The following is a 12355-nucleotide window of genomic DNA, read 5'->3' as shown; positions in this document are numbered from 1 at the left end:
CCGATGGCGGCCAGCTCGGCAATCTCGCCGGGATGGTTCATGCCCATCTCCAGCACGGCCACGCGGTGCTGGCCGGTCATGCGCATCAGGCTCAGCGGCAGGCCGATGGAGTTGTTGAAGTTGCCGCGCGTGGCCAGCGCCGCCTCGCCCGCATGGGCACGCAGGATGGAGGCCACCATCTGCGTGACCGTGGTCTTGCCGTTGCTGCCGGTGACGGCGATCAGCGGCAGCGCAAAGCGCGCGCGCCAGGCCGTGGCCAGCGCGCCCAGGGCGGCCAGCGAATCGGGCACTTCGATGCCGGACAGGCCTGCAGCCTCCAGGCCGCCATGGGCCAGGGCTGCGGCGGCACCGGCCTCGCGGGCCTGGACCAGGAACTGGTTGGCATCGAAACGCTCGCCCTTCAAGGCGACGAACATATCCCCGGCCTGCAGCGTGCGAGTGTCGGTGTGCACGCGCGTGAGCACGGTCTGGCCGTTGCCGACCAGCCGTGCCTGGGGGATATGCGACTGGATCAGCTCCAGCGCTTGTTGCAAGGTCATCATGACCGCTTCTTTCCTTCACGGGCCGCCAGCGCCTTGCGCGCCTCGGCCATGTCGGAGAACGGATGGCGCTGGCCTGCCGTCTCCTGGTAGTCCTCATGTCCCTTGCCGGCGATCAGCACCACGTCGCGTTCGCTGGCGTGCGCGATCGCCTGGGCGATGGCCGCCGCGCGATCGGCCTGGGACTGCAGGTTCTCGCCCGGCTGCATGCCGGCCAGGATCTGGTCGATGATGCGGTCGGGCACTTCGCTGCGCGGGTTGTCGCTGGTGACCAGCACGCAGTCGGCATTCTTCTGGGCGGCCTGCCCCATGAGCGGCCGCTTGGTGGCATCGCGGTCTCCACCGCAGCCGAACACGCACCACAGCCGGCCCTGGCGCTGCTCGGCGGCCGGGCGCAAGGCGCGCAGGGCCTTGTCCAGCGCGTCAGGCGTGTGGGCGTAGTCCACGGCCACCAGCGGCTGGCCGGGCTGGACGATCTGCTGCATGCGGCCGGGCACGGGCTCCAGGTGGGCGCAGGCAGCGACGGCCTGGTCCAGGCTCAGGCCCAGGCAGCGCAGCGCTGCCAGCACACCCAGCAGGTTGGATACGTTGTACTGGCCCACCATGCGCGTGTGCATGCGCAGGCTGTGGCCGGCCTCGATCACGGTGAAGCTCAGGCCCTCGGCGCCCAGCGCGATGTCCTTGGCCTGCAGGCGCGCCGCGCCCTCGATGGAAATGCTCCAGACATCGAGCGCGGCAGAGGATGGGCGCGACTGCAGCGTGGCCCACAGGCGCGCGCCGTGCGCGTCGTCCACATTGACGACGGCGGCCTGCAGGCCGGGCCAGTCGAACAGCGCGGCCTTGGCATCCCAGTAGGCCTGCATGCTGCCGTGGTAGTCGAGATGGTCCTGCGTGAAATTGGTGAACATCGCCACGCGGATGCGCGTGCCGTCCAGCCGGTGCTCGACGATGCCGATGGACGAGGCCTCGATGGCGCAGGCCGCCAGGCCCGCATCGGCGTACTCGCGGAATGCGCGCTGCAGCCGCACCGGGTCGGGCGTGGTCATGCCCGTGGATTCCAGGGCGGGCGGGATGCCCACGCCCAGCGTGCCCACCAGGGCGCAGCCGCTGCGTTCCTGCAGCTTCACCTGGGCCAGCGCATGCGCCAGCCACCAGGCCGTGGTGGTCTTTCCGTTGGTGCCGGTGACGGCCAGCACGTCGATCCGGGCGCTGGGATGCTGGAACCACTGGTCGGCGATCAGGCCCGTGGCGGCCTTGAGGCCGGGCAAGGCCGCAATGTGCTCGCCGGAAAAACCGAAGGGCTCGACGCCCTGCGCTTCGACCAGGCAGGCCACGGCGCCGCGCTCCAGGGCCGAGGCCACATGGGCGCGGCCATCGGTGGCCGCGCCGGGCCAGGCAATGAAGGCATCGCCGGGCCGGACCTTGCGGCTGTCGGTCTGCAGCGTGCCGCTGCCTTGCAGGCGGGCGGCCAGCCATTGGACAGCCTCGGTGGCCGACGACAGCATCAGCAGGGCTTGGGAGGAACTCATAGCGAGGGCTCCTCCACGGGATTGGCGACGATCAAGGGCTTGACTTCCATATCGGGCTGCACGCCCATCAGGCGCAGCGTCTGCTGCACCACTTCGCTGAACACGGGTGCCGCCACGGTGCCGCCGTAGATGGTGCCGGCACTGGGCTCGTCCACCATCACGGCGACGATGATGCGCGGGTTCTCGATGGGCGCCATGCCCGTGAACCAGGCGCGGTACTTGCCGGCGGCATAGCCCTTGCCCTGCTGCTTGCGGGCCGTGCCCGACTTGCCGCCCACCGAGTAGCCGATGGTCTGGGCGCGCTGGCCCGTGCCGCCGGGGCCGGCCGCCAGGGCCAGCATCTTGCGCACCTCGTTGGCCGTGCGCGGAGAGAACACGGGCACGCCCACGGGCGGCTCGTCGGTCTTGACCATGGTGGCCGGGATCACGCGCCCGCCGTTGGCAAAGACGGTGTAGCTGCGCGTCATCTGCAGCAGGCTGGCGGACAGGCCGTAGCCATAGCCCATGGTGGCCTGCTCCACCGGCCTCCAGGTCTTGTAGGGACGCAGGCGACCGCTGGCGGCGCCGGGAAAGGAGATCTGCGGCTTCTGGCCGAAGCCCACGGCCGAGAAGGTTTCCCACATTTCCTTGGCCGGCATCTGCAGCGCGATCTTGGTCGTGCCCACGTTGCTGGACTTCTGGATCACGCCGGCCACGGTGAGCAGGCCGTAGTTGTGGGTGTCGGAAATCGTCGAGCCCGTGACGTTGACGCGGCCCGGCGTGGTGTCGATGGGCGTTTCCGGCTTGAAGCGGCCCGACTCCAGCGCCAGGCCGATGGTGATGGGCTTCATGGTCGAGCCGGGCTCGAAGGTGTCGGTGATGGCGCGGTTGCGCAGCTGCTCGCCCGTCAGGTTCTTGCGCTTGTCGGGCACGTAGCTGGGGTAGTTGGCCAGGGCCAGCAATTCGCCGGTGTGCGCATCCATGACCACCACGCTGCCCGCCTTGGCCTTGTGCGCGATGACCTGCTCCTTGAGCTTCTGGTAGGCGAAGTACTGGACCTTGCTGTCCACGGACAGCTGGATGTCGCGGCCGTCCTGAGGCGGCACTTCCTCGCCCACGCCCTCGACCACGCGGCCCAGGCGGTCCTTGATCACGCGGCGCGAGCCGGGCTTGCCACCCAGCTCCTTGTCGAAGGCCAGCTCCATGCCTTCCTGGCCATGGTCTTCCACATTGGTGAAGCCCACGATGTGGGCAGCCGATTCGCCTTCCGGGTACTGGCGCTTGTATTCCTTGCGCTGGTAGATGCCCTTGATGTTGAGGGCATGGATCTGCTGGCCCACGTCCCAGTCGAGCTGGCGCTTGATCCAGACGAAGGTCTTGTCCTCGTCGGCCAGCTTTTCCATCAGCGCGGGCAGCGGCATCTCCATGAGCGCGGCCAGCTGCTTGAGCTTGGCCTTGACCTCGGGGTCGTCCTGCTCGACATCTTCGGGAATGGCCCAGATGCTGGCGGCGGGAACGCTGGAGGCCAGGATCAGTCCATTGCGGTCCAGCAGGCGGCCGCGGTTGGCCGGCAGCTCCAACGTGCGCGCAAAGCGCACCTGGCCCTGGCGCTGGAAGAAGTCGTTGCCGAACACCTGCACATAGGCCGCGCGTGCACCCAGGCCGACAAAGCCCAGGCCCAGCATGGCCACGATCATCTTGCTGCGCCACAGGGGTGTCTTGGACGCCAGCAAGGGGCTGGAGGTGTAGAGCACGCTGCGCGTCATGGAGCCACTCCCGTGCGCGCATCGTCATTGACGTACTGGGCGATGGCCGGCGTGGCCGGCTTCATCTGCAGGCGCTCGCGCGCCATGACCTCGATGCGCTGCGGCGTGGCCTGGGCGCGCTTTTCCACCTGCAGGCGCTGCTGCTCGGTGGCCAGGCGGCGCGATTCGGCCACGGCGCGGTCCAGTTCGGTGAACAGCCGGCGCGACTCGTACTGGTTGTGCACCAGGAAGATGGCGCTGGCCATCACCGCCAGCAGCAGCACGAGGTTCAGGCGCAGCATGCCACGCCCTCCTCTTGCGCCAGACGGTGCGTGCGCTTCATGCAGGCACCTCGGTGCGGCGGGCCACGCGCATCACGGCCGAGCGCGAACGCGCATTGGCGGCGACCTCGGCCTCGCTGGGCTTGATGCGGCCCAGGGCTTCAAGGCGCATGGGTGTGGGCGCGGCAAAGGGTGCGCGCCGGTCATAGACTTCCTTGGAATGCCTGGCAATGAACTGCTTGACGATGCGGTCTTCCAGCGAGTGGAAGCTGATCACCACCAGGCGCCCGCCCGGCGCGAGCACGCGCAGGCTGGCCTCTAGCGCCTGTTCGAGTTCTTCAAGCTCGGCATTGATGAAAATCCGAAGAGCCTGGAATGTGCGTGTCGCTGGGTTCTGCCCAGCCTCGCGGGTCCGGACCGCGCCAGCCACGAGCTCGGCAAGCTCCGCGGTATTGCGAAGGGGCCCCTGGCTTTCGCGCCGAGCAACAATCGCCTTTGCAATGGGGCCAGCAAACCGTTCTTCGCCGTAGTCACGTATCACCTCCGCAATCTGCTGGGCATCGGCTTCCGCCAGCCAGTCCGCCACGCTCTGACCGCGCGTGGTGTCCATGCGCATGTCCAGCGGACCCTCGAAGCGGAAGCTGAAGCCACGCTCGGGGTTGTCGATCTGGGGAGAGCTCACCCCCAGGTCCATCAGCACGCCCTGCACGCTGCCGGCCGGCAACTCGCCCAGGTGGCGAAACCCTTCGTGCCGAATCGAAAAACGCGCATCGGTGATGCGCGCTGCCTCTTCGATCGCGTCCGGGTCCTTGTCGAACGCCAGCAAGGTCCCGCCCGGCCCTAGCCGCTGGAGGATGCGCCGGGAATGCCCGCCTCGCCCGAACGTCGCGTCCACCCATTGCCCGGCAACGGGCTGCGCGGCGCCGTCCAGCAGCGCATCGACGGCCTCGTCGAGCAAAACGGTGATGTGTTGCAACGGCTGATTCAAGAGAACGCCTCTTTCCTAGAAAGCAAAATCCTGGAAGGCCGCAGGCATCTCTTCCTGCATGGCCTTCGCTTCATGTGCCTCATAAGTGGCCTTGTCCCACAGCTCGAAATGGTTGCCCATTCCCAGCAGCACGACCTCCTTGGTCAGACCCACGGCGTCGCGCAACTCGGGCGACACCAGCACACGGCCGGTGGCATCCATGTCCACGTCCATGGCGTTGCCCAGGAAGATGCGCTTCCACCACTGCGCCGACATGGGCAGCTGCGCGATCCGCTCGCGGAACTGCAGCCACTCCGTGCGCGGGAACAGCATCAGGCAACCATGGGGGTGTTTGGTGAGGGTGACCTGGCCCTGCGCCATGGCCAAGAGGGCGTCACGATGCCGGGTCGGCACAGACAGCCGCCCCTTGCCATCGAGATTCAGCGAGGACGCCCCTTGAAACACGGTCAGTCACCCCGGTCGGTTGGAGCCATCGCGTCCCGAAAATCGGGGCACAAAGGCAACTTTCACCACTTAATTGCACTTTTTTGCACTGTAGCAGCAATTTGGTGTTTCACAACCCGGGAATGGACAATTATTTGCAATGAAATCAACAACTTAGAGATCGAATGCAATGTGAGTGATGACAAAAAACCGAGACTTTACAAGCACTTAGGGGAGTGATTGCAAGTGAACTCTCAATCCCGGCAGGCAATTGCAACGATTCAATTCGCTGGCGACGGGGTGCAACTCGGGCCGGCCTCCTACAAAAAGTGACTGCCCGGCAATGCGGGCAGTCACTTCGATGGCGGCCGCTCGGCCGCCGGGGCAGGCTTCAGAGGATGAAGCGAGACAGGTCTTCGTCCTGGCTCAGGGACTGCAGGCGCTGGTCCACGTAGGCCGCGTCGATGGTGACGGTCTGCCCCGAAAGCTTGGCCGCATCGAAGCTGACCTCGTCCAGCAGCCGCTCGAGCACGGTGGACAGGCGGCGCGCGCCGATGTTCTCGGTGCGCTCGTTGACCTCGAAGGCGATGCCGGCCAGCCGGGTGATGCCTTCGGGCGTGAACTCCAGCGTGACGCCTTCGGTGGCCAGCAGCGCCTGGTACTGCTTGACCAGGGAGGCATGGGTCTGGGTGAGGATGGCCTCAAAGTCCTGGACCGACAGCGACTCCAGCTCCACGCGGATCGGGAAGCGCCCCTGCAGCTCGGGGATGAGGTCGCTGGGCTTGGACAGGTGGAAGGCGCCCGAGGCGATGAACAGGATGTGGTCGGTCTTGACCACGCCGTACTTGGTGGAGACGCTGGTGCCCTCGACCAGGGGCAGCAGGTCGCGCTGCACGCCCTGGCGCGAAATGTCGGAGCCGCTGCTTTCCTGGCGCGTGGCGACCTTGTCGATCTCGTCGATGAAGACGATGCCGTTTTGCTCCGCATTGGCAATGGCGCGCGTGCGCACGTCTTCCTCGTTGACGAGCTTGGCCGCTTCCTCGTCGGTCAGCAGCTTCATGGCCTCGGCAATGCGCAGCTTGCGCGTCTTGCGCTTTTCCTGGCCCATGTGGCTGAACATGCCGCGCAGCTGCTCGGCCATCTCCTCCATGCCCTGCGGGCCCATGATCTGCACCTGAGGCGGCGCGTCGGCCACGTCGATATCGATTTCCTTGTCGTCGAGTTGGCCTTCGCGCAGCTTCTTGCGGAAAACCTGGCGGGCCGTGCTGTCGGCAGCCACCTCGCCGCTGCGGGCCTGGGGCACGAGCACGTCGAGGATGCGGTCCTCTGCAGCGTCTTCGGCGCGCAGGCGCAGCTTCTTCATGTCGGCCTCGCGCGTCTGCTTGACGGCGACCTCGGCCAGATCGCGGATGATGGCGTCCACGTCCTTGCCCACGTAGCCCACTTCGGTGAACTTGGTGGCCTCGACCTTGATGAAGGGCGCATCGGCCAGCCGCGCCAGGCGTCGCGCGATCTCGGTCTTGCCCACGCCGGTGGGGCCGATCATGAGGATGTTCTTGGGCGTGATCTCCTGGCGCAGGCCGTCGGCCACGTTCTGGCGGCGCCAGCGGTTGCGCAGCGCGATGGCCACGGCGCGCTTGGCGCCAGCCTGGCCGACGATGTGGCGGTCCAGTTCGGAGACGATCTCCTGGGGGGTCATGGCAGAGGACATGGTGTGTATTCGAAGCATTGCGCCGCCAGCCCCGCTTCCGTTACCTGGCCGCTGGCGGCTATCCGTTTCAATGGCCGGGCGAGAACCGCCCGCGCCGCGAGGGTCTCAGAGCGTCTCGACCGTATGGTGCATGTTGGTGTAGATGCACAGCTCGCCGGCAATCGCCAGCGACTTGCGCACGATCTCCTCCGCCGACAGCTCGGTGTTGGTCAGCAGCGCCTTGGCCGCCGAGTGCGCGTAGGCGCCACCCGATCCGATGGCCACGATGCCCTGCTCGGGCTCCAGCACATCGCCGTTGCCGGTGATGATCAGCGAGGCCGATGCATCGGCCACGGCCAGCATGGCCTCCAGCCGGCGCAGCACGCGGTCGGTGCGCCAGTCCTTGGTCAGCTCGATGGCCGCGCGCGTCAGATGGCCCTGGTGCTTTTCCAGCTTGGCCTCGAAGCGCTCGAACAGCGTGAAGGCGTCGGCCGTGGCGCCGGCAAAGCCGGCCAGCACCTTGCCGTGGTAGAGCTTGCGCACCTTGCGCGCCGTACCCTTGACGACGATGTTGCCCAATGTGACCTGGCCATCGCCACCGATGGCGACCTGCACGCCTTCGGGGGTCTGCCGGCGCACGCTGATGATGGTGGTGCCGTGATACTGTTCCATAGCGGTGCCAGATGAGGGCGGCTCCCGTCTTCTCAAGAGCCCCTCCAAAGAATGCCGCCGCTCGGCAGGTCAGTCCCGTCTCGGCGTTACCTGCGCATGCTCCTGGATGCCGATCACATTGAAGAATACGGCCACCAGCTGGTGCAGCTGGCCGAACTGCAGCACATGGCCCAGCGACTGCATGTGGGCCGCCCAGTTGAGCACGGAGCCGGCCGCCGCAAAGTCCATGCGCACCAGCTGGGTGCAGTCGATGAACACCGGCTCGCCCAGGCTGGCGCCTTCCTGCACCGGGTCCAGCCAGGTGGAGGCATCGCCTTCGATGGTGCCGGACAGCGCAAATCGCACGGTATCCGCCGGGGCGGCAGCGCCCGGCTGCACAGGGGCTTGTGCACCGCCGGACTCGACGGCTTGCGTCAGGCACTGGCAGACCGGGTCCGCCCATGCAGGTGGCGAGACTTCGTAGGTCACGCAGTAGTCCAGGGCCACCAGCTCGAAATCATCCTGCCGGTTCATCAGGCGCAGCACGGCCATGCGCAGGCGCCACCACAGCGTATCCACAGCGGAGTCGCCCGAGGGAGCCAGCGCGCCCAGCAGCGCCTGCAGCCGGTCCGCGTTGAGCAGCACGAATACGCCCTGGGAATCGGCCCATTGCTGAAGCAGCGCCTCCAAGGCGGTGGCTGCCGCCTCGTCGATGTGGGTCACGGCAGCCCAGTCCAGGGTCCAGGGACCGGCGGCCTTGGCCTGGGAGGCCTTCAGCGCCGTGACGGCGCTGGGCGTGACCTGGGCGGGAGCGCTCCAGCGCCAGCCGCGCCCTGCCGCTGCGCCGGGAAGGGGCGCCATCGCGGCGGTGCGCTGCTGCGGCATCGCGAACCACTGGGGAGCGGAGCGGCCGAAGCGCGCCGCGAATTCAATGCCGGCCTTGTCGAACTGCAGCGGGCGATCGGCCGCGCGGTACAGGTCCAGCAAGGCCAGCCAGACCGGCAGCTGCGCAGGCACATCGCGCCGCTCGATCAGCTCCAGCATGCCCTGCTCGGCGCCGTCCACGTCGCCATTGGCAAAGAGGATGGCCGGCTCTTCGAGGTCGGGATCGTGCTCGAACACCACGAAGGATGGCGGCACCATGTCCATGGGCTGCGGGGCAGAGACCTCGGTGGCCGCGAAGGCGGGCAGGAAATCGGTCGCTCCCTCCAATGGCCGCAGGGGGCGGGCCATGGGCATGGAATCCATGAGGGGAGCCGTGGAGACGGACGGCACCTGCGGCGCAGGTGCCAGGCTCATGGGCAAGGTGGTGGCAAAGGCCGCCACATCGCCGGCCGAGGCGATGGCCGCAGGCACCACGTCGCTGAGCATGGGGATCTGGCCCGGCGGCGGCTGCTTGCGAAACGACGCCGGCGCGGGGTTGCCGCCAGCGGGCAGCGCCATGGGAATGGTGGTGGCATCGGCCGCCTGCTTGCCCCGCCACCATTGCTGGGACATCTGGGCCTCGATCTCGTCGATCTTCTTGAGCGTGACGGCGCGCTCGCCGGAGGATTTGGAACTCAGCAGGCTGCTGAGGAATTGCGAGCCCTGCGCAGCCGGTCCGGGCACGCCGACACCGACAGATGCGCTGCCCGGCCGGGAGGCCTGTTGCAATTCGGCCTGGCGCAGGCGGCGCAGCTGGTCGAATTCCCGCTTGCGTACGAAGTCGTTGCGGCGCTTGCGCTCGATCATTTCCTTGAGCGCCTGCTTGCTGTACTGGCTCTCCTGGTCAGCGTCGAGGCCGTCGAGATCGGACCAATTGACCGTCGGGTGGCGCACAAAGCGCACCACCTTGGACAACAACCCTCCCGATTTGCTGCTCTCTTCTTTTGCCATGGCGAATCAGATTAGCACCACCGTTCCGAAGGCCGTTGCCGCAACTCAATCTCCGTACATCTTCTGCTTGAGCTCGCGTCGCTGCTGGGCCTCCAGCGACAGCGTGGCCGTGGGACGGGCCAGCAGGCGGCCCACGCCGATGGGCTCGCCGGTTTCGTCGCAGTAGCCGTAGTCGCCTGCGTCGATGCGTGCAATGGATTGCTCGATCTTCTTGAGCAGCTTGCGCTCGCGGTCGCGGGTGCGCAGTTCCAGCGCGTGCTCTTCCTCGATGGTGGCGCGGTCGGCCGGATCGGGAACCACCACGGTGTCCTCGCGCAGGTTTTCTGCCGTCTCGCCCGCGTTGGTGTGCATGTCGTGCTTGAGAGTGAGCAGCTTCAGGCGGAAAAACGCCATCTGCTTCTCATTCATGTAGTCGTCATCGGACATGGCCAGCACTTCGGCATCCGTCAGCTCCTCCGCCGACTTGGTCTTCCAGGCATTGGCCAGCTTGGGGTCTCGTTTCGTCGATCCCGACGAAGGCGTTTGCGTAGTGGTAGGCATAGTGTTGGTTTCGCTAACTTAGTCCGAGCCGGGGGCATCGGACGGGGCCATGGATGGTACTGTCAATCGAGGCGCCCGAGTCGAATGCCATGTAGGACAGCCGATCGCCGCAGTTGCGGAACCTGCCGGCTTCCCCTTGCGGCGGGGTGCGGCAATCCAGGCCGTGCGGCGGCCGTGCGTGCAAAGAGCCCTTTTCCAGCCGGCGCGGGAGGCCAGGTCGACGACGCCGACCGCAGTGCGGACCGCGGCCTTCTGGCTTGCAGCCGGGGCCTGGGCGGCCACTGACGGCTTCTTGCTGGATTCGGCGCTCACTTGCTGTCTCCTCACGGTATGGGCGACCCCTGCGGGGCAGTCCATTGGGCTTGGGGGCTCTCTTCAGGGGCGCGATTGTATCGATGCTCTACAGGAGCGCAAGCCGTTGCACATACCCCACATGAAAGCAGAGGAACCGCCTGCAGATGCGGGCGGCTCCTGCGTCAATCAGATGTCAGCAAAAACCATGTGATTCCTCACAAAAGTTCACAGACGGCTCAGACCAGGCACTGCTCCAGGCCCTGCAGGAAGATGTCCTGGGGCAGGTCGATGCCGATGAAGACCATCTTGCTCTGGCGCTTTTCGTCTTCGGCCCATTGCGGTCCCAGGTCGCTGCCCATGAGCTGGTGCACCCCCTGGAAGATGACCTTGCGCTCCGTGCCCTGCATGTTCAGCACGCCCTTGTAGCGCAGCATGCGCGGGCCATAGATGTTGACGATGGCGCCCAGGAAGTCCTCCAGGCGGGCAGGGTCGAACGCGCGGTCGGCACGGTAGACGAAGCTCTTGACGTCGTCATCGTGGTGATGGTGGTGAGGATGATTGCAGTGTTCGCCGTGCTCGTGATCATGGGCGTGGCTGTGGGCGTGGTCGTGCCCGCAGTTCTCGTCATGCTCGTGGTCATGGCTGCAGTGCTCGCCATGCTCGTGCTTGTGATCATGGCCGTGGTCGTCTTCCTTGAGGAAGTCGGGATCGATGTCCAGCTTGGCATTGAGGTTGAAGCCACGCAGGTCGAAGACTTCGTTCAGGGGCACTTCGCCGAAATGCACGGCGCGGATGGGCGCGCGCGGATTCATGTGCTTGAGGCGGTGGATGAGCGCGTTCTTCTCGTCCTCGCTGACCAGGTCGGTCTTGGACAGGAAGAGCTGGTCGGCAAAGCCGACCTGGCGGCGCGCTTCCTGGCGGTCGTCCAGCTGCTGGTTGGCGTGCTTGGCGTCGACCAGGGTCAGGATGGAGTCGATGAGATAGGTCTCGGCGATCTCGTCGTCCATGAAGAAGGTCTGGGCGACGGGACCGGGATCGGCCAGGCCCGTGGTCTCGATCACGATGCGGTCGAACTCCACCAGGCCCTTGCGGCGCTTGGAGGCCAGCAGCTGCAGGGTCTCGCGCAGGTCTTCGCGGATGGTGCAGCAGATGCAGCCGTTGCTCATCTGCAGGATCTGCTCTTTGGACTCCGTCTTGAGAATGTCGGTGTCGATGTTTTCCTCGCCGAACTCGTTCTCGATCACGGCGATCTTCATGCCGTGGGACTCGCTGAGCACGCGCTTGAGCAGCGTGGTCTTGCCCGAGCCCAGGAAGCCGGTAAGGATGGTGACGGGAATCAGTGCCATGGGATTGCTTTCAGAAAATTCAGCAAAGGGAAGCGGCAAGGCCCGTCCACCATGGACGGGCCTTGTCGAAAAGACGTTCCGAATAAGTTTAGCGAGCCTGTCAAGTGCTGTTTTGCCAGAGGGCTTGGCCTTTTTTATTCGAGGTTGTCCTTTTCAGGGGTTTCGCCGATTTCGCCGACTTGCCTGCTGTCGCCGCTCTTGCGGCGCGCGCGCGGGTGGGCGCTCTCGTAGGCCTGGGCCAGATGCTGGAAATCCAGGCGCGTGTAAATCTGCGTGGTCGAGATGCTGGCGTGGCCCAGCAGCTCCTGCACGGCGCGCAAATCGCCACTGGACTGCAGCATGTGGCTGGCGAACGAATGCCGCAGCACATGGGGATGGACACCGGCCGAAAGGCCGGCCTGCTGCCCGCGCTGGCGCAGCCGCGCCCAGACCGACTGCGCGCCCAGGCGCTCGCCGCGCCGGCCGATGAAAAGGG

Annotated in this window: 12 protein-coding genes; all 12 read right to left on the bottom strand. The window is 66.4% G+C overall.

Annotated features, from left to right (window positions below; genetic code table 11):
• Positions 1-542, bottom strand: a 542-nt coding sequence (locus L995_RS22545; RefSeq protein ID WP_047473783.1) for a Mur ligase family protein, incomplete at its 3' end; no start/stop codon positions are given.
• Positions 539-2068, bottom strand: a complete 1530-nt coding sequence (locus L995_RS22540; protein ID WP_016453129.1) for a UDP-N-acetylmuramoyl-L-alanyl-D-glutamate--2,6-diaminopimelate ligase — start codon at positions 2066-2068, stop codon at positions 539-541. The genes L995_RS22540 and L995_RS22545, both read right to left, overlap by 4 nt.
• Entirely contained in the window at positions 2065-3813 is a 1749-nt protein-coding gene (locus tag L995_RS22535) for a peptidoglycan D,D-transpeptidase FtsI family protein (protein WP_013804112.1), read from the bottom strand. Before L995_RS22535 ends, L995_RS22540 begins: the two co-directional genes overlap by 4 nt.
• Positions 3810-4094, bottom strand: coding sequence for a cell division protein FtsL (gene ftsL, locus L995_RS22530; RefSeq protein ID WP_012203393.1), 285 nt, complete (start codon positions 4092-4094; stop codon positions 3810-3812). Before ftsL ends, L995_RS22535 begins: the two co-directional genes overlap by 4 nt.
• A gap of 37 nt (positions 4095-4131) precedes the next feature.
• A complete protein-coding gene (gene rsmH, locus L995_RS22525) occupies positions 4132-5061 on the bottom strand; it encodes a 16S rRNA (cytosine(1402)-N(4))-methyltransferase RsmH (RefSeq protein WP_016448037.1) in 930 nt (309 codons plus the stop codon).
• Between the two features lie 15 nt (positions 5062-5076).
• On the bottom strand, positions 5077-5505 hold the full coding sequence (mraZ, locus tag L995_RS22520) for a division/cell wall cluster transcriptional repressor MraZ (protein WP_026062826.1): 429 nt from the start codon (positions 5503-5505) through the stop codon (positions 5077-5079).
• A 370-nt stretch (positions 5506-5875) separates the two neighbouring features.
• A complete protein-coding gene (gene hslU, locus L995_RS22515; RefSeq protein WP_197065177.1) occupies positions 5876-7195 on the bottom strand; it encodes an ATP-dependent protease ATPase subunit HslU in 1320 nt (439 codons plus the stop codon).
• 105 nt (positions 7196-7300) lie between these two features.
• On the bottom strand, positions 7301-7846 hold the full coding sequence (gene hslV, locus L995_RS22510) for an ATP-dependent protease subunit HslV (protein WP_016448040.1): 546 nt from the start codon (positions 7844-7846) through the stop codon (positions 7301-7303).
• A 69-nt stretch (positions 7847-7915) separates the two neighbouring features.
• Entirely contained in the window at positions 7916-9700 is a 1785-nt protein-coding gene (locus L995_RS22505; RefSeq protein WP_016453128.1) for an STAS domain-containing protein, read from the bottom strand.
• Between the two features lie 45 nt (positions 9701-9745).
• On the bottom strand, positions 9746-10240 hold the full coding sequence (dksA, locus tag L995_RS34915) for an RNA polymerase-binding protein DksA (RefSeq protein ID WP_016448042.1): 495 nt from the start codon (positions 10238-10240) through the stop codon (positions 9746-9748).
• Positions 10241-10770: 530 nt separating this feature from the next.
• Positions 10771-11880, bottom strand: a complete 1110-nt coding sequence (locus L995_RS22490; protein ID WP_047473781.1) for a CobW family GTP-binding protein — start codon at positions 11878-11880, stop codon at positions 10771-10773.
• A gap of 134 nt (positions 11881-12014) precedes the next feature.
• Positions 12015-12355, bottom strand: a 341-nt coding sequence (locus L995_RS22485; protein ID WP_047473780.1) for a tyrosine-type recombinase/integrase, incomplete at its 5' end; no start/stop codon positions are given.

The sequence above is a fragment of the Delftia sp. ZNC0008 genome (assembly GCF_000799035.1).
In the GTDB taxonomy this organism is placed as follows: Bacteria; Pseudomonadota; Gammaproteobacteria; order Burkholderiales; family Burkholderiaceae_C; genus Comamonas; species Comamonas tsuruhatensis.
Note: the sequence above shows the minus strand (reverse complement) of the source record. Positions and strands in the feature narration are given on the sequence as shown.

What these genes read in the sequence shown, in the direction of transcription:
- L995_RS22505 (WP_016453128.1), bottom strand. Translation starts at nt 9,700, where the DNA reads ATGGCAAAAGAAGAGAGCAGCAAATCGGGAGGGTTGTTGTCCAAGGTG.
- L995_RS22490 (WP_047473781.1), bottom strand. Translation starts at nt 11,880, where the DNA reads ATGGCACTGATTCCCGTCACCATCCTTACCGGCTTCCTGGGCTCGGGC.
- hslU (WP_197065177.1), bottom strand. Translation starts at nt 7,195, where the DNA reads ATGTCCTCTGCCATGACCCCCCAGGAGATCGTCTCCGAACTGGACCGC.
- ftsL (WP_012203393.1), bottom strand. Translation starts at nt 4,094, where the DNA reads ATGCTGCGCCTGAACCTCGTGCTGCTGCTGGCGGTGATGGCCAGCGCC.
- dksA (WP_016448042.1), bottom strand. Translation starts at nt 10,240, where the DNA reads ATGCCTACCACTACGCAAACGCCTTCGTCGGGATCGACGAAACGAGAC.
- hslV (WP_016448040.1), bottom strand. Translation starts at nt 7,846, where the DNA reads ATGGAACAGTATCACGGCACCACCATCATCAGCGTGCGCCGGCAGACC.
- L995_RS22535 (WP_013804112.1), bottom strand. Translation starts at nt 3,813, where the DNA reads ATGACGCGCAGCGTGCTCTACACCTCCAGCCCCTTGCTGGCGTCCAAG.
- L995_RS22540 (WP_016453129.1), bottom strand. Translation starts at nt 2,068, where the DNA reads ATGAGTTCCTCCCAAGCCCTGCTGATGCTGTCGTCGGCCACCGAGGCT.